The 20,831-nt window shown below is 61.2% G+C and carries 13 protein-coding genes; 9 read left to right on the forward strand and 4 right to left on the reverse strand.

Features of this window, described 5'->3' with window-relative positions; translation table 11 throughout:
* Positions 1-8: 8 nt before the first annotated feature.
* Positions 9-4,187 (reverse strand): hypothetical protein, encoded by a 4,179-nt coding sequence (locus QYQ93_RS06510; protein ID WP_338476570.1) that lies wholly within the window; start codon positions 4,185-4,187, stop codon positions 9-11.
* Between the two features lie 188 nt (positions 4,188-4,375).
* Between QYQ93_RS06510 and QYQ93_RS06515 the strand changes: the two genes are divergently transcribed.
* On the forward strand, positions 4,376-4,789 hold the full coding sequence (locus QYQ93_RS06515) for an NUDIX hydrolase (RefSeq protein ID WP_043050143.1): 414 nt from the start codon (positions 4,376-4,378) through the stop codon (positions 4,787-4,789).
* A gap of 577 nt (positions 4,790-5,366) precedes the next feature.
* Here QYQ93_RS06515 and metR read toward each other — a convergent pair.
* Together metR and QYQ93_RS06525 are read right to left on the reverse strand one after the other, a co-directional pair.
* Positions 5,367-6,284, reverse strand: a complete 918-nt coding sequence (gene metR, locus QYQ93_RS06520; protein ID WP_043051677.1) for a transcriptional regulator MetR — start codon at positions 6,282-6,284, stop codon at positions 5,367-5,369.
* Between the two features lie 80 nt (positions 6,285-6,364).
* On the reverse strand, positions 6,365-11,923 hold the full coding sequence (locus QYQ93_RS06525) for a dermonecrotic toxin domain-containing protein (protein WP_338476571.1): 5,559 nt from the start codon (positions 11,921-11,923) through the stop codon (positions 6,365-6,367).
* A gap of 187 nt (positions 11,924-12,110) precedes the next feature.
* Here QYQ93_RS06525 and QYQ93_RS06530 point away from each other — a divergent pair, with 187 nt between their 5' ends.
* From QYQ93_RS06530 to QYQ93_RS06550, 5 genes are all read left to right on the forward strand, one after another.
* Entirely contained in the window at positions 12,111-13,130 is a 1,020-nt protein-coding gene (locus QYQ93_RS06530) for an alpha/beta fold hydrolase (protein WP_043051672.1), read from the forward strand.
* A gap of 55 nt (positions 13,131-13,185) precedes the next feature.
* Positions 13,186-13,839 carry a DsbA family oxidoreductase gene (locus QYQ93_RS06535; RefSeq protein WP_043051673.1) on the forward strand — a complete coding sequence of 218 codons (654 nt, stop codon included), beginning with the start codon at positions 13,186-13,188 and terminating at the stop codon, positions 13,837-13,839.
* 158 nt (positions 13,840-13,997) lie between these two features.
* A complete protein-coding gene (locus QYQ93_RS06540) occupies positions 13,998-14,918 on the forward strand; it encodes an arginase (RefSeq protein ID WP_338476572.1) in 921 nt (306 codons plus the stop codon).
* Positions 14,915-15,295 (forward strand): EamA family transporter, encoded by a 381-nt coding sequence (locus tag QYQ93_RS06545; protein WP_043051675.1) that lies wholly within the window; start codon positions 14,915-14,917, stop codon positions 15,293-15,295. The genes QYQ93_RS06540 and QYQ93_RS06545 overlap by 4 nt, the downstream gene beginning before the upstream one ends.
* Complete coding sequence (locus QYQ93_RS06550) at positions 15,292-15,696, forward strand: EamA family transporter (RefSeq protein ID WP_043051676.1); 405 nt, start codon at positions 15,292-15,294, stop codon at positions 15,694-15,696. Before QYQ93_RS06545 ends, QYQ93_RS06550 begins: the two co-directional genes overlap by 4 nt.
* A 1,172-nt stretch (positions 15,697-16,868) precedes the next feature.
* Here QYQ93_RS06550 and QYQ93_RS06560 read toward each other — a convergent pair.
* On the reverse strand, positions 16,869-17,639 hold the full coding sequence (locus QYQ93_RS06560; RefSeq protein WP_043048798.1) for a MipA/OmpV family protein: 771 nt from the start codon (positions 17,637-17,639) through the stop codon (positions 16,869-16,871).
* A 240-nt stretch (positions 17,640-17,879) separates the two neighbouring features.
* On the opposite strand from QYQ93_RS06560, the gene QYQ93_RS06565 reads away from it, so the two are divergent.
* The 3 genes from QYQ93_RS06565 to QYQ93_RS06575 are packed head-to-tail and all read left to right on the forward strand — an operon-like array spanning position 17,880 to position 20,816.
* The gene (locus tag QYQ93_RS06565; RefSeq protein WP_043048799.1) at positions 17,880-18,584 is read left to right on the forward strand and encodes an MtnX-like HAD-IB family phosphatase; all 705 of its coding nucleotides are present in this window, start codon (positions 17,880-17,882) and stop codon (positions 18,582-18,584) included.
* Positions 18,577-19,971, forward strand: a complete 1,395-nt coding sequence (locus QYQ93_RS06570) for an aspartate aminotransferase family protein (protein WP_046071135.1) — start codon at positions 18,577-18,579, stop codon at positions 19,969-19,971. Before QYQ93_RS06565 ends, QYQ93_RS06570 begins: the two co-directional genes overlap by 8 nt.
* Complete coding sequence (locus tag QYQ93_RS06575) at positions 19,968-20,816, forward strand: alpha/beta hydrolase (protein ID WP_217880218.1); 849 nt, start codon at positions 19,968-19,970, stop codon at positions 20,814-20,816. The genes QYQ93_RS06570 and QYQ93_RS06575 overlap by 4 nt, the downstream gene beginning before the upstream one ends.
* The last annotated feature ends 15 nt before the right edge of the window (positions 20,817-20,831 follow it).

Here is a 20,831-nt window from a genome sequence, read left to right on the forward strand (position 1 = left end):
TTTTGTGGCTACACGCCCCAGGCCACATGCCTGCTGCCGTGATAGTCGAAGATGCCGCGGATGATATAGACATCCTTGCCGCCTTCCTTGCCGTTTTGCTCGATCGCCACGCGCCACAGGCCACGCCCCGAGCCGGCCTGTACCTGGGGTAGATCAACATAGGTGTAGTTGTTGATCCGCTTGCGGCTCAGGCGTCCGGCCTGGATATCCTGGGTTATCTGCTCGAGCTTGGCCATGGCGCTGTCGGGCAGGAGCTTTTTCTGGGTGTGTGCCAGGTCATCAAGCTTCACGATATTAATGTCCAGATCACGGGTGGGGATGGCTTCTGTGACCGTCGGCGGGGCCGGCCTTGGTCGTTGGGTCCGGTGGGTCTGCACGCGCGGGACTTCAAATTCCAGGGGCGTGGAGAATTTGGGCAGCTCCCGTTCGAATTGCGTGACGGTTCGGCTGTCGACCATGGTGATGCCAGCGTCTGCGTCCTGTTTGCCCCGTGACATGGCGATATAGGGAATGCCGGACTTTTTGAAGTCTTCTGAATAGGAGTTGACCTGCAGCCGGGCAAGTTTGGCCTTGAAGGTGTCCTTCATGAAGTCATCCAGGGTTTTCTTCACATCTGGCCGCAACAAGAACTGATGCGCCGCTTGTTCGAGGGAGATGTTGGTGTCGGCGGCCAGCTCCAGGATCAGCGCGCGACGTGCCGGTTCGTTGGCGAACTCATTCAGCGCAGCCTGTTGCCAGGTATACAACTCATATTTGCGCGCAAACCGCTCCATCGCATTCTGATGTTTTTGCGTGATGGCGTAGCCGACGAATTGCGCCTCGGTATCAGGGTCGATGATGGCGATCGAGGTGCGGATCTCCTTGGCGAAATTGTCGTTCTTGCCGATCAGCCGTTTGACTTGCTTGAACAGCTCATCCTTGTCTGCGGCGGACAACGGCGGCGTCAGGCTGCGGGTCGACTTATGAATGTGTTCGAATGCGGCCAGATCGAAGCGCAGCGTCAGCACGGACGTACGTAGCTTTTGTTGATTGGCTGTGCTCAAACTGTAGGGTCTGGACAACCAGCGGCGAAACTCAGCCTCATCCACCTGGGCGCCGAGCTGCTGGCGTGCGCGGGTGATGAAGTTGAGTTTTTGTGCGGCACTGGTTTGCCTGATGACCTCTTCGAACACTCGCATTTCCGCTTCCGTGGCGTAGAGCTGCATGGCCGCGATCAGGTCCGCATCCACTTGCTGTTCCGGGCTTAGCGGGCGCAGGGCGCCGAGGATGGAACCGCCGCCCTGGGCATTGCGTTCGAACCTTGGTTTCCAGCCCTTGGCGTCCCCTGGCACGACCATGAAATTGACCCGGGTGCCTGCCGGGTCGCTGACATAGCGTGCGCCCTCCTCGACATAGGATTGATACAGGTGATAGCGGCCCGCTTGATCGCGCATCGCGATCCGCTGGTGATTGTGCTTATCAAGAAAATACGGTGCGCTGCCGGTCTGGCGCGACAACGTGTAGCGGTTGGCCTGGGCAAACCCGGCGACATTGAAGAACGGCTCGATCTGCTGCGGTAACCGATAAGGTGCTGCATCGAGCCAGGCAGGTTCCAGCGGGCGCACGGAGGCCGCGGTGAGTGTGAGGCGGGTTTTGTGGCCGGCGCCGATTGTCTTCGTCAGCCCCGGGATGCGCCGCCCCAACTGCCTGGCCAGGCCCAACCCGCGTTGGATACCGCGGCGCAGCAGCGTCAAGGTGGCTTTGCCGGGGACCAGGCCGAGCAGGGTGTCGGCAACCTCCGCGCCCAGCATAAAGGCATTCACCGCTGACTCACGGGAGACCTCAGCGTTACTGCGTGAGCGGAAATCGGCGTGGGCCAGTTGAAACCCCAGCTGCGCCGAGTACAGGTAGGCGTGGATATTCCCGTTGATGGGCGTCAAGGCATACCGATGCACACCGCGGGTATCGTTGAAGATCCGCGTGATCTCTTCGGCATCCCGGGTCGCCATGCGTGGCCTGAAATAGGCCTGCCACTCAGCCCTGGCCTTGAGCGTGTCGAGTTCCGCCAGGCCCTTGGCCAGTTCACGCAAGGGCATGCCATCCGGGGCGTCCGGCGTATACAGCAGACTGACGCCGTCAGGCCTGGTGCCCTTGCGATGAATCACCAGCACGCGATTGATCACCTGCCCACCCTGGCCCCTGGCCTGTGCGCCGCCCATGACCAGCAGGTTGACCTCTATCTGGTGGCCGCTGACCGGGGGGCGAGTGTTCGAGTCGGGGTGTTCGGCAACGGCCTTTATCCAGTCGCGCCCACTGCCGGGGGTATGAAAGGTAAACAGTGCGTCGGCATCAGGGTTGAGCCGGCTCTCCAGGGCATCCTTGTGCAGTTGCGCCTCGCAGGCCGCCTGCCAGGCTGCCGCAAAGGTGTTTCCCGCGCCATCCGCTGCGAACGCGTTGCGCAGGTAGGTGGCGTAGCCCTGGCCAATGTCGGCCCCTTGGGCGAGCGCGCGCAAATCTTCATCGCCGAGCTTGCCTCGATGCATTCCGGCGGTGTCGACAATATCGGCGCTGGCGCTGATTCTCGTGAGCAAGCTTGCCACGGAGAACGGCTCGACATTACGGCGGGCATAACTGGCCAGTGTGCGCAGGTCGACGAGGGTCGAGGTGCGCCAGGTGCCCCACCCTATTTGCTTGCCTTGCAGGTACTGCGGGATGTTGATCCTGGGGTCTTCGCTGACGTAGACAATGCCACTGGCCGCATCGCGATAACCGCGCACTTCGGCCGTCCTCGACCCCTGCTCAGCGGACGCACGCAGATGCACCAGGCTTCTGTAAGGATCGATCTCTACGTCGGCATAAATGGGTTTTTGTCGTTTCAACACCTTGTCGGTCTGCGCGTCGGAGAACGCTTGCAGGCTCGAGATCGCTTCCAGCAGCGGGAACAGCGCCAGGTTGCTGTCGAGCAACGCCTTGTTCAATTGCCGGTACCGCGCTTGATCCTGCGCGCTGGCGGTTTTCAACCAGGCGGGTTCGGCGTCTAGCAGGCGAAGGTTGCGTGCAGCAAAAGCGCTGGCCACATCCAATTGCGGAGCCAGGTCGGCAACCACGTCGAGCTCGCCTGCCTGGGGCAAGACCTCGCTGCGCATCGCCTGGCGGACCGCATACTGTTGGCGTACACGAAGAGCGTGGACGCTGTCGGCAATCACGTCAGCGCTTATTCGCGCCGGTTGTGTCGCCATTGCCGGCAGGCCGCTCAGGCGCAAGCGGGCAGCTGCGGGCAGGCTGGCAACCAGCAGGTGTGCTGTCGGTCCGTCTTCTTGGATTCGCGCTGCAACGGTTTCATTCAAGCGCTGCAGGTTGTCAAACTCCTCGTATTCCTCGCTCGCGCTGTACAACAAAACGCTGCCAGCCGGCGGTGTGTCTTGGGTTGGGCTGAGGATAAATGCGCCGGCGAACTCACTGCCGTCCGCCAACGCCAGCCGGTAGACCGCTGGTCTGTTGCCGACAGGTAGTGCCAGTTTCCGCGCTGCGTCACTGGGGTGCTTGAGCACCGTTTCCGCCAGCGCTTGCGCGCTGGCCGACAACGTGCCGTCAAGCACGCGCAAGGCCAGTTGGTGGGCCAGCACCCGCCGGCGCAAATCGACCAGTTGCGCTTGCGGGTTGGCTTGGGGCGGCTGGTCACTGCCCCAGAATGTATTCAGGCTCAAGGTGATGGCGACTTCCAGCCGGCCGGGCAGGGTGGCTGTCTCTGTTGTGGGGCGCAGGCGTAGGTCTTCGTCCAGTGTGTCGGGTTCGCGGTAGAAAGCGCCGGTTTGCGCGTTCAGGTAGGTCTCTGCTTCAGGTGTACGCAACCTGTTCAGCAACGTGCCCAGAGGCTCGCAGGACAGCAATTGTTTTTGTCCGTCCTTATCTCGGTAGCGACTGTAAAAGATCCGGTTGGGATCAATGGGCCGATGCAGCTCGGGGAATATCTCGGCCAATGTCTGCTGGTACACACCGCCCATACTGGGTTGTTGCTGCAACAGTTGCTGGGTCTGGGTATTGAGCGTGTCGAGGGTGCGGATGAGGTGGGCCTGCTGTGCGTCTGTGGACAGCGAAGGCGGCGGTACCACGGGCAGCGTCACTGGCTGTGCGGTCGCTGCAGGTGCGCGGGAAGCCTGAGGGTCGTCAGCTGAAGGTTCCAGGGGAGGCGGCAATGAAATAGGCATGGGCAAACTCGTCAAAAGGGGTACGGCGCGCCATCGGTGCGGCACGCCTGGCGCTATAGGAGTATGCGAGTCTAGGGTGGCCGGCGGTGGGGCCGGCGGTGCATGTATGTCGGCCATACCCGGGCACAAGGTTGTGTGGGCAGCATGCCCATGGGATCCTTGGCGACTTTCAGAACCTGGGGTGTTTCATGTCCAAGACTATCCGCATTGCCGCAGCCATCCTGATCGGCAGCGACGGTAAAACCCTGCTGGTGCGTAAACGCGGCACCCAAGCCTTCATGCAACCTGGCGGCAAGATCGATGCGGGCGAGCTGCCGGTGCAAGCCCTGGTGCGTGAGCTGCGCGAAGAACTGGACTTGCATATCGACCCAAGTGAAGCGGTATACATCGGTACATTCTCGGGACCTGCCGCCAACGAGCCTGGGTATACCGTAGAGGCCGAGATGTTCCAGCTGCGGATCGACGTGGCAGTGACCCCCGCCGCGGAGATCGAAGAAGTGCGCTGGATCGACCCGGCCGGCGACGGCGGCTTGCAGCTGGCGCCGTTGAGCCGTGAGCAGATCCTGCCGTTTTATCGCGCTTCACTGACTGCGCTGGCCTGAAGCGAACAATTGGGTCGACATGGGGGCGGGTTGCATGTGGCGAGGAACCAGCTGATGCACCTCTATCCACATGTGGCAGCTGGCTTGCAATGCGCATGGGTATCTACACAACTCTGACGTAGCGACCGTCAGTAACCACGATGCGAAGCGAGCTGCTCTTGATCTTGATCTGCTTTTGATCTTGATCTTAGGCGCCCCGTTAAACCACGCTGGCCGGAATTCGACAGGGATTTGGGGGGTAAACCGGCAGGGATGCCGGTTTAGCCGCCCCGCGCCATGGATGGCGCGTGGCGGCGGCCCCCTAAATCCCTGTCGGATTACGGGCACACCGAGCCTGGGCGAGGTGCCGAGTGGTGGGGCAAGAGCGCTTTGATTACTTTCGCGCTTTTCGAAAGTGACCCGCTGTAAAAGCGGAACCAATAGTGGCCGTTACCGCAGGAATGGATATGTACACGGTCTGATCCAACATCCTGGTCGGCTGTCAGGCCGCCATCGGGAGCAAGTCGAATCGTCGCAACGCCCCTCCCACATTTGGATAGCGGGGCGCCGTGAGCCCGTCATGGGGGCAAGCACTTGCTTAACGCACCGCACTGACCCCATCCAACGTGGAGAACGAAGTGTCCTTGGCCGTCAGCAGGAAGTCGCGCATATAAGGCGCATCGAGCATGTCCGCGCGGATCCCGGCATACAGCGTTGCAAACAAGCCTTTTTCGCCCAGGCGCTTGGCCTTCACGTAGCCGCGTGAACTGTATTCATGCAGGGCCCAATGGGGCATGCCGCACACGCCGCGGCCGCTGGCCACCAGTTGCATCATCATCACCGTGAGTTCCGAGGTGCGCACCTGGGCCGGCTCGACGTCGGCGGGTTCCAGGAAGCGCGTGAAGATATCCAGGCGGTCGCGCTCCACCGGGTAGGTGATCAGGGTTTCGGTGAGCAGGTCTTCGGGCACGATGTAGGGTTTGTTCGCCAGCGGATGCTGGTTGGCCACGGCCAGCATGGCTTCATAGGTGAACAGCGGCACGTAGGTGATACCGGCCAATTCCAGCGGGTCGGAGGTCACCACCAGGTCCAGGTCGCCGCGGGCCAGGGCGGGCAGTGGGGCGAAGGCAAAGCCGGAGGCCAGGTCCAACTCGACTTCCGGCCAGGCATCGCGGAACTGGTCGATGGTCGGCATCAGCCACTGGAAGCAGCTGTGGCATTCGATAGCCATGTGAAGTCGCCCGGCGGTGCCGCCGGCCAAACGCGCGATATCACGCTCGGCGCCGCGCAGCAACGGCAGGGTGGCGTCGGCCAGTTGCAGCAGGCGCAGGCCGGCGCTGGTAAAGCGCAGCGGCTTGGTCTTGCGCACGAACAGGGGCATGCCCAGGCGCTCTTCCAGTTCCTTGAATTGGTGGGACAGGGCGGACTGGGTCAAGTGCAGGCGTTCGGCGGCTTCCACCAGGCTGTCGGCTTCGCGCAAGGCGTGCAGGGTCTTGAGATGACGGATTTCCAGCACGATGGCCTCCATGAGCAGAATTTGTGATCAATGTTAACCCATTGAGTTCTGTTCATGTTTGTACGCCGTCTACCCTGCGGCTATTGGATTGCGCTGAAATGTTTGTTGGCGATCGGTTTATCAATGTTGCCCCGCCAGATTTTCAGGTCGGCAAACGTCACCCCACGCCCTTCGGCAGCGATCTGCCAATGCAGGCCTTGCAGGCGCTGGTCGGGGATCTTCAAGTGGGCCTTGGTAAAGGACTCGAACCCTGAGTCGGCGCTCAGGTAATGAAAATGCGCATACCAAAGGGGCTTGTCCGCTGTTTGCTGGCGGTCATGCACGGCGTACTCCTGCAAGTGATCGGTGGTGCCATCGGGGCGCTTGAGTTTGAGCTCGCGACGAGCTCCGAGCTTGCGAATTTCAACGCGGTTCTGGTCCATCAGGTAGTCCAGATAGCCCTCGGTGGGGGTCTTGCTGGCCAGCGTACGTTCAATCCGCAAGGCCTGCCCGGCCGCCTTGAGGGGAGCGGCGCGGCTGCGCAGTTGGGCAATCAGCGGATGGTTGGCATCCAGGCGTTGCACCTGGCTCGCTCGTGATTCCAATGCCTGGGCTTCACTGACGAGCAGATGCTCAAGATTGATCGGTTCCAGGTTTTTGTAAGCGCGCACCTTGTGTTCAAAGGCATCCACCGCAGCGAGGCGAGCGCCGGCCTCGCTGACGACCTCGGTGAGGTTGCCAGGCACGGCAGGCGCCGCTGCTGCCGGCTGGCTCAAGGTGGTATTGAGGCGGTAGCGTTGGCTGTCGGAGACCTGGTCCCAGACCTCGACGGTTTTTCCCGCCTCGTTCGTGACGATGAACTGCCTCGGCGATTGTTGGCGCGCAGGTTGCTCCGTGCCCATCAACAGTTGCCCATCCTCGGTCTCGAAAGGCACTCTGCCGGCGCTCGTCTGCGGTCGGGTATGGGCCTGTTTGATCCCGCGTCGGGCGGTATCCATCAGTTGTGACAGGTGATCCAGCAGAGGCTGCACATAGAGCGGGTCAAAGTGGCTCGGCGACACGAGATGCCAGGTGCTCAGGTCGCGATGGAACTGCCCGTACACCTCGATGATGTTCTGCAGCATTTGGTTGCGCTGAGCCTTGCTGAGGCTGGCAGTGGGCAGTTGCAGGTGGGTGACCAGGGTGCGATCAAGTCGCTGCATGGCGTCTTGCAGCACCACTTCCTGATAGGCCCAGCTGATGTTCGAGGGTTGGCGCTGACCATGCAGGCATTGCAGCAGATGCCCGGTTTTAAGCAGCAACTGGGCGCGCTCGGTATAGGTAGTCTGCAGCTTGGTGACATTTGGGACGACCTTGGTTTTCATGGACGGCACGGTGATGCGTGGCAGCCAGGTATCCAGCTCCCTGAGAAGGTCGCCCATGCTGTTCATGTCATCGATCCATTCAATCCGAATGCGTTTGAGCGCGTCTTGCGCGGCGAGGTCTTCTGGACCGTAACTGCGCATTTTCTGCCTGCGTTGGGAGAGATCGACGATTTGATCCTGCAGGCCGAGCAGCCGCCGATTGGCATTGATACCTTGGCGCATCAGGCGGTCGCCCACCACCAGGGCAGTGCGGCTTTGGTTAAAGGTGATGTCCTGGCGCAAGGTGTGGCCGTCGAAACCGGCGGCTCTCTGAGTGGCCGTGTACACCTGCTTGGCGCTTTCGATGTCCCTGGCCATCAACGCGTCCAGCGTTTTGGTGGTTTTGAGCCGTTGGGCGGTGTCTGCTGGCGTGACGGGGAGGGCAAATTGCTGTTCGAAGGCGGTCAACTCGCGTTGGGACACCAATATCTGTGCGTCGAATTCATCGCTGAGCCTGCCTATCTCCAGCAGCGTCGCCCGGCGTTGCTGGTTGACTTGTGAAACCGCCGCGGGTGTCTGGCGTTCCACCGCAGCGGGTACGCTGGCGCCCGGGCGACGTGACCCGCGCCCAGGGCGACGGCTACCGCCTGAGTAGCCGGTGAGGTGTCCGCCGTGCAATACCGAGTACGTGTCCCAGTGCAGGGCGTGGTCCAGAGCAATGATCGGTGAATAGTACTTGCCGCTGGCGACCAGGCGCATTTCGTGGGTGGTGGCCTCGTACCTGACTTTAAAATGCCGCCCTTCACTGAGAATAAAATGTTCGCCGGAAGTGTGGCGCAGGGTGTGCCGGTAGGGCCCGCTGTGCACCGGTCTCAGTGAGCCAGGCTCAAGGGGCTCAGGGTGTTCATAGCCGGCGAAGCGCTGGCGGGTGGTGGTGCCCTGACGCGATTTCAACGAGCGCCAGAAGCTTGCGCGGGCGGCGGGCTGCAGTTGGCGAGCGCGGGCTAACTGGCTGGCCTTGCTGGCGCGCGTGCCGGGCGCGGCGGCAAGGGTCAGGGCATCCAGTGCGGCATACACCAGGCAGTCGAATACCGAGGCCAATTGATCGATGCCGTGGGCGGTTTCGCCACGCTGGAAGGCCGCTACCGCTTGATACAGGCTGGTGGTCGCGTCGGCGAGGGACAGGGCGGTGCCGATAAAGGGCACGAAATTCAGGGCTATCTTGATGCCATTGAATAACTGGCCACTTTTGAGTGCGTATTTTTCATGGGCCAGGTCTGCGTTGGAACGGGCGTCATTGCGATGGGCTTCAATCAGCCGGCCCATATAGGCATTCAACTGGTGGGCGGCCAACGAGGTGGTGGCCGGCCAAGGGAAGCCAGCCTGGATAATTGCGTCGTAGCCTTTGACGGTGGCCTGGTCGATACGCCCGATGTGTGCCCGCACGTTGCCCTTGATCGCACGGCCCGCCACATATTCCACCATGCTGTCGAGGCGGCACAGTTCAAACAGGGCAATGCGCGCCTGGTTGAGGCTGGCGTAGCTGCGCAGGCAACGCTGGTCGGGTGCCTCAGGCAGGTAGAGCAACGTCTTGCCGGAGATCTTTTCCTCGATGAAAGTGATGCCGGACAGTGTGATCGGGCTTTGTTCCTGGGTGTCCTTGCCGCCTGCACTCAGGGTTGCCGGCAGCAGGCTGATGTGTTTTGCGTCGATATTCCAGGCCGCATGCGTGTCGGCATCAATCGCGATGTTCAGCAGGCGCAGTTCGTCAGCGTTGATGTGGTTTTGCATGCGCGCCAGCAGGCCCTGAGCCTTGAGCGTCAAGCGCCAGGGCTCGATCAGGCATTCGCGGCGGTAGTTTTTCTGATGTGCGGACTCTCGCGTGACGCCCCTGAATGTCTCAAGGATCAGGTCTTCATAGCGCTTGGCCAGGTTAAGATCAGGCACCATGCCCGTCAGGTAGACTGCGGTGACGCCAGTCTGGAGGGTGGCCCGTTCAGCGGGGTCGTCGGCCGTCACCTCGGTACTCATGAAGCCCAGGCGCAGGTTGATGTCGCTGCCGATGTTGCGCAGGGCCAGTTCCTCCAGCGATATCTTGCTGCGCTTGGCGCTGGGTATATCAATGGTCTTTACCGGCGTACCCGGCGCGGCACCGGCAATGATGTCGCGCTTTTGCGTGACCGAATCGGGTAACTCCAGTTGTACGGTGAAGCCTTTGTCGAGGGCGAAATCCTTGCGCAGCCGCGCATCGATTTGCTGGCGCACAAACACGTCGCGGGGCAGCAGCGAGCGATCCTGCAGCGCCTGGGCGTGCTTCAGGGCGTGGATGTAGGCGTCGAGCAGCGTCTTGAGCGCCGCTTGGTCTTGCGGGGGTTGATTGAGTAACCAAGGCGGCAGTTGTTCCGTCAGCCAGCGGCTGTTGTACTGCTCCACCAGTTGTAGAAACGCCGCTTCACGGGCCGAGTGATCGGGTATCAACAGGGTCGGTAGGGTCTGTTCGTAGAGGTTTTCCAGTTCGCCGGTCAGCCGTGCCGCGTGCTCAGGGGCGGACCAGGTCTGGCGCAACTGCGCGGCCTGCTCTTCAAAGGCGCTTTGCTGGGCACGCAGGCTGTAGTCGAACGGGTCTTCGGCCAGTGTGACGAAGTGCAGGGCCAGCACCTCATCCTCGGGCTGGATCCTGAACAGGCCTTCTTCCAGGGCTTGCCTCGAGGCAAAGCGCTGCAAGGCGCCGTCGCTGCCGGGCCAGTAGATGAAATGCGTGCCGTCGCGGCGCGTAGGTGCCTGCGGGCCTGATGGCGGCAGGATGACCAGCGGGCCTTTGAGTTCAGTATTTTTGGAGGTGCCGGACTGGGTGATGGAGAGCGCCAATGCCACGATGTTCGGTTCGGGTGTGTCCAAGGCGCTTTCGATTTGTTGCAGGTCTTCAGCGCTGATCTGTTCAAGGTTTCGTTGAATCCGGGCTTCGATCCGTATTCCCTGCAGGCGTGCCTGGTACAGCGCGGTGTATTGGATGTTGAGCGTAGTGAGGTCCAGCGGGCGCCGTTTCAACATGGCACGGGCCGCTTGCTCTGCGGCCTGTTGCTGCACCTTCAAGGCGTCCAGTTGTTGCTTGAACGATTGCCAACGGGTGCCGTTTGGGCCGCTGGACATTTCGTCGGCAAACAGGCTTTCGAGGGCGTTGCGATGGTGCAGCACCAGGGCCATGCGCTGGCCGGCGTCCACCGCGTTATGCAACTGGCCGAATTGGGGGAAATCCTGCTGCGCAAGTTTGCTGGCATCCGACTCTGGTAGCGGTGGTGCCACGCAAAACGGTGGAGGGCGCTGGGCATCGAGCTGGTCGATATGCAGGCGTGCCAGGAAGGCATTGTCGATCGTGACGTCGGCCAAGGGCCTGATCGCGTTCTGGTACTGCTCCTTGGTCAGTTGGGTGAGCCAGAGGCTGATGCCCGCCTCGAGCGGCTTGGTGTTGAGCTTGTACTCAATAGTCGCCAGGGGATCGCTTGCGCGGGTGGAGAACAATTCTTGTTGCCGGTCGAGCAACCAGCGTTCCATGTCCGTGCGTTGGGTGAAGGGGTGCCAGAGCGGTGCGTGGGTCGGCAGGTACAACAGTTGGTTGACCGGCTGCTCGTTGTCCACGGTCAGTACCCAGGCGCCGGGCAGAGTAATGGCGCGGCTGTCGGCGGGCTTGAGCAGCACCTGTTCGACATAGAGGGCCGGTGCTGCGGCCCCAACCGGGTGAAGCAGCGAGAACAGCGGTGCGAGGACTTCGGCATTGATCTTGCCCTCGGCCAGCAATCGTTCAGCGCTGGCCTCGAAGTGAGCCCGGTACAGTTCGAATGCACGCTTGAGGCACGTCACCGGCGCATAGGGCGCGCGCTCCGTGCGCCAATACCGCAGCCAGTTATCATCGATGGCCTGTTCCAGGTCCAGGCCTTTCAATTCATCCAGCCATTGGGCGACGCTGTACTGTGCCAGTGTGTGCTGTGCCGGCAAATAAAGGAGTTTGCCCTGGGGCACCTGGGCGGTATCCATGCCTGGGTGTTGCTGCATGTACAGGCAGGCTTCGGTCAAGGAGATACGGCTGCGGCCACGCTGCTCTGTGGCGGCAAACTCCAGTACCACCTGCTCACCGTCCAGTTGCAGTTGGTCCCTGAGCAATCGATTGATGGAGTTGCGCACGCTCGGGATACCCGCCATCAGCGCGAGCATCTCGCGGTGGCAATCCTGCCAACGTTGTGTGGCATCCCACAGCAGGGTTTCGTCGATATTGCGCTGCAGCAGCGGTCGCGCCTGCGGGGCGAATGTGGGGTCGGTCATGGTGCTGGTTCGCTCTATGGTTTCAATGCCCCCATTAAAGGGCGGCATCGCGGGCGGCCGGCGGCATATAGCTATCGACACGACCGTTGAGCGATCTTCATTAAACTGTCATGCAACTGTGGCAGCGCGCTCGAACAAACTTCATCAGACTCGCGCTCTACTGGGGTTCTGCGTTTCGGTGTTTTTCATGCGCGTGTTGTGTTTACTGGCCGCTCTGTTGTTCGGCCTGCCGTCTTATGCGGCGTCTCGATGTGATGTCAACGTCCCGACCCAAACGGTCGACCTGGAAAAGGTGAGCATCGCCTACCAGAGCATCGGCCGTGCCTCCGACCCGGCCTTGCTGCTGGTGATGGGGCTGGGCGGGCAATTGATCCACTGGCCGGATGAAGTGGTCGTGGCCCTGTGCGAACAGGGGTTTCGGGTTATCCGCTATGACAATCGTGACGTGGGCCTGTCCACTTGGCGCCAGGCCCCGGCCAGCGCCAACCTGACCTTCGAAGTGTTGCGCTACAAGCTTGGCCTGCCGGTGGCGGCGCCCTACACGCTGACGGATATGGCCGACGATGCCCTGGGCTTGATGGATGCGTTGCAGGTTCGCCAATTCCATGTACTGGGCGCGAGCATGGGCGGCATGATCGCCCAGCATCTGGCAGCCATGGCGCCGCAGCGGGTGGAAAGCCTCACGCTGATCATGACCAGTTCCGGTGCCGAGGGCCTGCCGGCGCCGAACGCGGCGCTGGTGCAATTGCTGTCACGGCGCAGTGCGCCCAATCGTGAGGTGGCGCTGGAACAACAGGCGGATTTGCTCGCTGCCCTCGGCAGCCCGCAGGTGCAGGATGATCGCCAAGCACTGTTGCAGCAGGCGGCGCTGTCCTACGACCGCGCCTTCAACCCCGAGGGCGTCAAACGCCAGATCATGGCGATCCTCGCCGAGCCCAGCCGTGTGCCGTTGCTCAATCAACTGAGGGTGCCGACCCTGGTGGTCCATGGCACCGCTGACCCGTTGTTGCCGGTGATGCATGGCGTTCATCTGGCCGCGCATATCCGGGGCAGCCAGTTGAAATTGATTCCAGGCTTGGCCCACCGTTTTCAGGAGGCATTCAAGGCGCCGTTACTGGCGGCGGTGCTGCCTTACCTGCAAGCCCATCGCGAAGATGCCGCGCACTGGGCGCAGATTGACCAGGGCGAGCCTTCGAAGCTGCTGTAAAGGTGGTGTATCGTGTGGCTTTTGCGGCGCATTAATGCCAGCGAGGTTGCCTACCATGAGTACTCCCCTGAAAATCGATTTCGTCAGTGACGTGTCCTGCCCCTGGTGCATCATCGGCTTGCGTGGCCTGACCGAAGCCCTTGACCAGTTGGGCAGCGAGGTGCAGGCCGAGATTCATTTCCAGCCGTTCGAACTGAACCCGGACATGCCCGCCATCGGTCAAAACATCGTCGAACACATCACTGAGAAATACGGCTCCACGCCTGAACAATCCCAGGCCAACCGCGAGCGTATCCGTGACATGGGCGCGGCGTTGGGCTTTGCTTTCCGTACCGATGGCCAGAGCCGCATCTACAATACCTTCGACGCGCACCGCCTGCTGCATTGGGCCGGGCTGGAGGGCTTGCAATACAACCTCAAGGAAGCGCTGTTCAAGGCTTATTTCACCGATGGCCGCGACCCTTCAGACCACGCAACCCTGGCACTCATTGCCGAAAGCGTCGGTCTGGACCTCAAGCGCGCCGCTGAGATTCTTGCCTCTGATGAATATGCCGCCGAAGTTCGCGAACAGGAGCAACTGTGGGTCTCCCGTGGGGTGACCTCGGTGCCGACCATTGTGTTCAACGACCAATATGCCGTCAGCGGCGGGCAGCCAGCCGAAGCCTTCGTTGGTGCGATTCGCCAGATCATCGAAGAAGCCAAAAACTAAAGCCAAAGCCGAGCACAGATCAAAATGTGGGAGGGGGCTTGCCCCTTCCCACATTTTGATCTGTGCAGGTCTCATAGCCCTGGCCCGGCCCTTGCATTAACCCCCTAAAGCCCAGCCGGCCTGCGGTTGGGCGCTGCCATTAGGGGTGAAACATTACCTTGAATATCCTTGACCTCGACCACAGCCTCACCGGCCAGGCCCCCATCGCCCGTCGGTTGGCCAGCGGCCGGGCCACGCGCCTTGATCTGCTGGACCTGGGCCCGAAACTGCGTTTGTGGGCCACCGAAAAAACCTGGAAGCGCTTTGTCGCACGCCTGGCCCAACGGCCAAGGCCCCTGGATGCGCGTCCGGAGATCCTGTTTGTCGGCTCCGGCGACTATCACCATCTCACGCCGGCCTTTTTGGCCGACCTGAAAGAACCCATCAGCCTGATCCACTTTGACAACCACCCCGACTGGGTGCGCTTTGCGCCCAAGCGCCACTGTGGTTCGTGGGTCAACCGTGCGCTGAAGATGCCTGCGATCAAACGCATCGTTACCCTCGGCCCGTGCAGTGATGACCTGCACAATCCGCAACTGCGCGGCGGCAACCTCGGCGCCCTCAAGCGCGGGCACTTGCAGTTGTTTCCCTGGCAGCACCCACCGTCGAAAGTCTGGGGCCGGGTCGGCGACGGTGCCGGCCACCAGCAACAGGAAAACCACCTGCACTGGCGCAACCTCGCGGACCTGGATTGGGCAGCCTTCCTCGACCAGATGATCGCCAGCCTGCCCACCGAAGCGGTCTGGATCACCATCGACAAAGATGTGCTGGCCAGTGAAGACGCTGCCACCAACTGGGACCAGGGCGGCATGCGCCTGACCCACTTGCTCCAGGCCCTGCGGGCGTTGGCGGCGCATAAACGCATCATTGGTATCGACGTGTGCGGTGAGTTCGCTGTGCCGGCATTCAGCAACGCGTTCAAGCGCTGGGAAGCCAAGTCCGACCAGCCCCCACCGGAGCGCTGGAGTGCGCAGGATCTGCAGCGCAATGCCGCGACCAATGAAGCTTTGATCGACCTGTTTGAGGAGCTGTTCCCATGACCCTGACCGTGGTGCTGTTGCTGGCCTTTTCCATCGTCCTCGATGTGATTGGTCAATTGTGTTTCAAACTGGGCGTGGACCGTTTGCCGCAACTCGATGGCGGCTTTCGGCTGCGCGCGTTCTGGGGCCAGGTGTTCAATGCACCGCTGCTTTGGGCCGGCGTCGGGGCTTATGTCATCGAGTTTTTTGTCTGGCTCGAGGCCTTGTCCCGTGCGCCATTGAGCCTGTTGTTTCCATTGGCGGCATTGGCGTATTGCCTGGTGGTACTGGCGGGCAGGGTGGTGCTCAAGGAAACCGTCAGCCCTCGTCGTTGGGTGGGCACGCTGGTGATTACCTTGGGCGTAATGTTGGTAGCGATTGCGGGGAGCCAGGCATGACGACGCAAACAGTCGACACCGGTTGGTTACATGGGCGTCTGGGCACCCTGATGCTATGGGCGCTGTTGATCGCGACCGAAAGCGCCGGTCAATTATTTACCAAGGTGGCCGGTAATCAATTGGGCCAGATGGACTTCACCTGGCAATGGCTGGCTGACGTGGCGCGCAATCCGGGGATCCTGGCGGCGATTGCCAGTTATCTCGGCGCGTTTTTTGTGTGGATGCTGATCCTGCGGCGCAGCAGTTTGTCCTTGGCATTTCCCTTGAGTTCGCTGGTGTTCGTGGCAGTGTTGCTCGGCTCGTGGCTGGGGTTGGGGGAGCACATCAGCCTGTTGCATTGGGTGGGTGTGGTGGTGATTGTTGCGGGGATTGTGTTGTTGGCGGAGGGGGAGGAGAGCTGAGTGGGCTGGTATGTCGGACTCAGTTCAAAATGTGGGAGGGGGCTTGCCCCCGATGCCAGGGTGTCAGTCAACTGATTGATTGACTGACCCACCGCTATCGGGAGCCAGCCCCCTCTTATCAAACTTCAAATAAGCTACTGATTTTAAAGAGTTAAAATTTAGTCTTAACGCCGGATATTTTGGCGGCGGCCCGGGATGCTGCGCGACGGCGCCACGTCGACGATGTGACCGGGTTGTTGGGTTGTTGGAGCGAGTACATATCCGTTGCTTAGGTAACGGCCACTATAGGTTCCGCCCTTACGGCGGCTCACTTTGCAAAAGCGGCAAAGTAAGCAAAACGCTCTTGCCCCACCACTCGGCACCTCGCCCGGGCTCGGTGTGCCCTCACTCCGGCTTGAATCCGTGGGCCGCCGTCATGGGCCATCCTTGGCCCAGGACGGCTAACCCGGCGTCCTGCCGGGTTACCCACGGATTCAAGCCTGCGTTCGGCCAGCGTGGTTTAACGGGGCGCCTGAGATCAAAAGCGACTCGCTGCGCATCGCAGATACGCTGGCGGCGCTTCTGCTTCTCTCGTAGGAGCGAGCTTGCTCGCGAAAAACTTGAGAACGCCGCGTTCTGTCTGGTTTCCCGCGTCATCGTTAACGACCTTCGCGGGCAAGCCCGCTCCCACAGGGGTACGCGCACGCTTCAACGATCAGGTCGGCTATAAGGCCGCCTCGCTGTGTTTTTGATCTCAGGCGCCCCGTTAAACCACGCTGGCCGGAATTCGACGGGGATTTGGGGGGTAAACCGGCAGGGATGCCGGTTTAGCCGCCCCGCGCCATGGATGGCGCGTGGCGGCGGCCCACCAAATCCCTGTCGGATTACGGGCACACCGAGCCCGGGCGAGGTGCCGAGTGGTGGGGCAAGAGCGTTTTGCTTACTTTTGCCTGGGCCGGCATTCCGGCTTTTCAAAAGTGAGCCGCTGTAAAAGCGGAACCATAAGTGGCCGTTGCCCAAATAACGGATATGTACCCAGGACGAAAACCAACATCCTGCTCGGCTGTCAGGCCGCCACGGGAGCAAGCTCCCTAGTTTGCTGCGCGACAGCGTCACATCGAAGATGTGGTGGGGACTCCCACATTTTGTTTTTCTTACATCGGGCTGATCTATACCTGCTTTTTGCTCTGGCTTTAATCGAAGGTGTAGCTGATCGCCGTCTGCACCTGGCCCTGGCTCACGTCGCCAGCCTGCTTGACGATGCTGCTCTTGGCCGCCGAACCCACCAGGTGTACCCAGCTGGCGCTGGTCAGCAGGGACCAATGGGGCGCCAGGGGGAAAGCGAAGCTTTGGCTCAGTGTCACGTTCTGGAAACCGCCGCTGGCGTTGTAGGGCCGAAAGCCGGTGGCGGCGGCTTCGTTGCTGTCGACGCCGAAGAACGTATTGGCCTGGCGCGCATCGGCAAAATGCGCAACCAGGCCACTGCTGCCGATGATCCCGCCACCCAGCGGGTAGCCCAGTTCACCGCCAATTTTACCCAGGGCACCGCTCTGGGAATGCCCACCGCCCACGGCCTGGCCCAGTTGCGCGTAGACGCGCCAGAAATTGGCCGGGGCGTATTGGATAAAACCGCCGACCTCGGCCATGTCCGACACGTTGCGCAAACCCTGTAACTCGCCGTTGGAAGTACGCCCCGCCAGGTAGTTGATATAGGGGCCGGCCGTGAGGCCGTGGCTGTTCAGCGCGCTCCAGGTCAGGCCGTCATCGGTACTCAGGCTGACGTCTCCCCAGTCCAGATCCAGGTAGGGCACGGGCCGGGTTTCGTAGCGGCTGCCGCTGGGGTCATGGGGCTGATAGCTCAGGCCCGCGCCCACGTCGCCGCTGATGCCGTCCGCCCACGCGGTACTGGAAGCGCTGCACAGCCCAAGTAGACCGGTGAATACAGCAGATGTGAGCTTGGACATGGTGCGTTTTCCTAAGGTGGACAGGCGCGCATGAACGCGCAAACCCTCGCCTCTGCGCAAGCACTCATCTTGTTTGTAGCAAGCTACAAAAATTGTAGCTCCCAAGACACATTTTCCTCTGAAAATCCTGCAAAGCCCCCAGCCCCGCTGGGCTTTGGTCAGTTGGCACAGTCCCTGCTCTATCCCTTGGCAAGCGCATACAGCGCACTCTCCAAGGCCCTTTACCTAAAGGAAAGGCAGATGATCCACTGGCATATCGTGTGTGACTTCGATGGGACCATTACCCCCACGGATGTCATCGACAACGTCCTCCAACGCTTCGCCGGCCCCGAGTGGGAAACCATCGAACAGCAATGGCTGGATGGGCACATCGGTTCACGCGAATGCCTGAGCCGCCAACTGGCACTGATCAAGGCGAGCCCGGCCGAGCTGTTGGCATATTTCGACAGCGTCGAGATCGATCCGGACTTTCCGGATTTCGTCGATCACGTCATGGACTTGGGTGCGTCTATCGAAGTAGTCAGCGACGGCATTGAGCAGGGCATCGCCCGCATCCTGTCGCGCCACTACGTGACCCTGTTGCCGATCCTGGCCAACCGCCTGCGCCAGGTCGACCACAACAGCTGGCGCATCGACTTCCCCTATGCCAGCGATGCCTGCCGCGCCGCGTCAGGCAACTGCAAGTGCAAATCCACCCCGCGCAACAGGCGCGTGCTGGTGATCGGCGACGGCAAGTCGGACATGTGCGTGGCCTCCACCGCCGACTTCGTGTTCGCCAAAGGCAGCCTCGCCGATTATTGCGTCGCCAACCAGATTCCTCACGCGCGCTTCGACACCTTCGCCGAAGTGCCTGCATTGCTGGCCAAGCTGCCACAAGGCATCGCCGCCAACGCCACCACCTTCAATACCTCTGCTGACAATCAGGAACTCTTCCATCATGTCTGACATCCGTATCGCTACCGCCGAAGACCAGGTTCTGCTGGATAAAGAAGCCAAGTACTGCTCCTACGGCGACACCGTTCACTACATCGAGCCGCCGCGCATTTTCAGCCGCTGCGAAGGCTCCTATGTGTGGGACACCGAAGACCAGGCCTACCTCGACCTGCAAATGTGGTACTCGGCGGTCAACTTCGGCTACGCCAACCCGCGCTTGAATAATGCGCTGAAAAAGCAGATCGACACCCTGCCGCAAATCGCCAGCCAGTACCTGCACAAAGGCAAGATCGAGCTGTCGGAAATGATCGCGGTCGACGCCAAGAACAAGTTCGGCCTCGACGGTCGCGTGCACTTCAACGTCGGCGGTTCGCAGTCCATCGAAGACTCCCTGAAAGTGGTACGTAACGCCACCAACGGCAAGAGCCTGATGTTCGCCTTCGAAGGCGGCTACCACGGGCGTACCCTCGGTGCGTCGTCGATCACCTCCAGCTACCGCTACCGTCGTCGCTACGGCCACTTCGGCGAGCGTGCGCAATTCATCCCCTTCCCTTATCACTTCCGTGGCCCGAAAGGCATGACCAAGGAAGAGTACGGCAGCCACTGCGTGCAGCAATTCGCCCGTCTGTTCGAGACCGAATACAACGGCGTGTGGGACCCGAAAGTCGGCCAGAGCGAATACGCTGCGTTCTACGTCGAGCCGATCCAGGGCACCGGCGGCTACGTGATTCCGCCGATGAACTTCTACCGCGAACTCAAGCACGTGCTGGACCAGCATGGCATCCTGATGGTGTCCGACGAAATCCAGATGGGCTTCTATCGCACCGGCAAGCTGTGGTCGATCGAACACTTCGACGTACAACCGGACGTGATCGTGTTCGGCAAGGCATTGACCAATGGCCTCAATCCACTGGGCGGCATCTGGGCCCGTGAAGAGTTGATCAACCCGAAGATCTTCCCGCCAGGTTCAACCCACTCCACCTTCGCCTCCAACCCGTTGGGTACGGCGGTGGGCCTGGAGATGTTCAAGATGACCAGCGAAGTCGACTACGGCGCCATGGTCATGGCCAAGGGCAAATACTTCCTGGAAGGCTTGCAAGACCTGCAGAAACGCTTCCCGATCATCGGCGACGTCGATGGCCTGGGCCTGGCGCTGCGCTGCGAAATCTGCGGACCGGACGGCTTCACTCCGGACAAGGCGACCCTGGACTACATGGTCGAAGAAGGCATGAAAGGCGACATGGTCGTAGACGGCCAGAAACTCGGGTTGATCCTCGACGTAGGCGGTTACTACAAGAACGTAATCACCCTGGCCCCGTCCCTGGAAATCAGCTACCCGGAAATCGACCTGGGCCTCAAGCTGCTCGAGCAACTGCTGGTGCGAGCGACCCAGCGGTGAGCGCGCACGGTATTGACCTCGGGGAAGGCGATGCCGGTTTCGTTCTCGGTGACGGTCCGGTCGGGATCCTGTTGATCCACGGCCTGACCGGCACCCCGACGGAATTGCGCCAGGTCGCCAAGGGCCTGGCCAAGGCGGGTAACTGCACGGTGTACGTGCCGACGTTGGCCGGGCACTGCGGCGACAACAGCGACCTGCAAGCCACCGGTTGGCTGGACTGGTACGAAGGGGTGCGCAAGACCTTCGTACAGGTCAGGCAACGCCACGAGCAGGTGTTTGTCGGCGGCTTGTCCATGGGCGCGGTGATGTCGATGTATGTGGCGTCCGAACACCCAGGGCAAGTCGCCGGGCTGCTGATGTATTCCACCACCTTGAAGTACGACGGCTGGAGCATTAACAAGCTGGCGTTCCTCACGCCGTTGCTGATGAAGATTCCGTTCGGCGTGCACATCTGTCGCTTTGAGGAAAAGCCGCCCTATGGCATCAAGAACGAGCGCCTGCGGGCCATCGTCGAGCGGCAGATGAAGGAAGGGGAGAGCAGCGAGGCAGGGTTGCTGACCATGGAAGGCATCACCGTGCGCGAGTTGCACCGTATGAACGCCGTGGTCAAGAAACGCATGCCCCAGCTCAAGGTGCCGGCGCTGGTGCTGCACTCCATCGAGGATGACATCACCAGCCGCTGGAACGCCGACTACGTGGAGCGCCACCTTGGCGGCCCGGTGACCAAGATCCTGCTGGATAACTGCTACCACATGATCACCGTCGACCTGCAATACCGGCGGGTGATCGAGTTGAGTGCCGAGTTTATCGGGCAGCACGCGGTGCAACTCAATCGTGTGGCGTGATTAGTTACTTGTAGG

Source organism: Pseudomonas khavaziana, assembly GCF_036704165.1.
Classification (GTDB): Bacteria; Pseudomonadota; Gammaproteobacteria; order Pseudomonadales; family Pseudomonadaceae; genus Aquipseudomonas; species Aquipseudomonas khavaziana.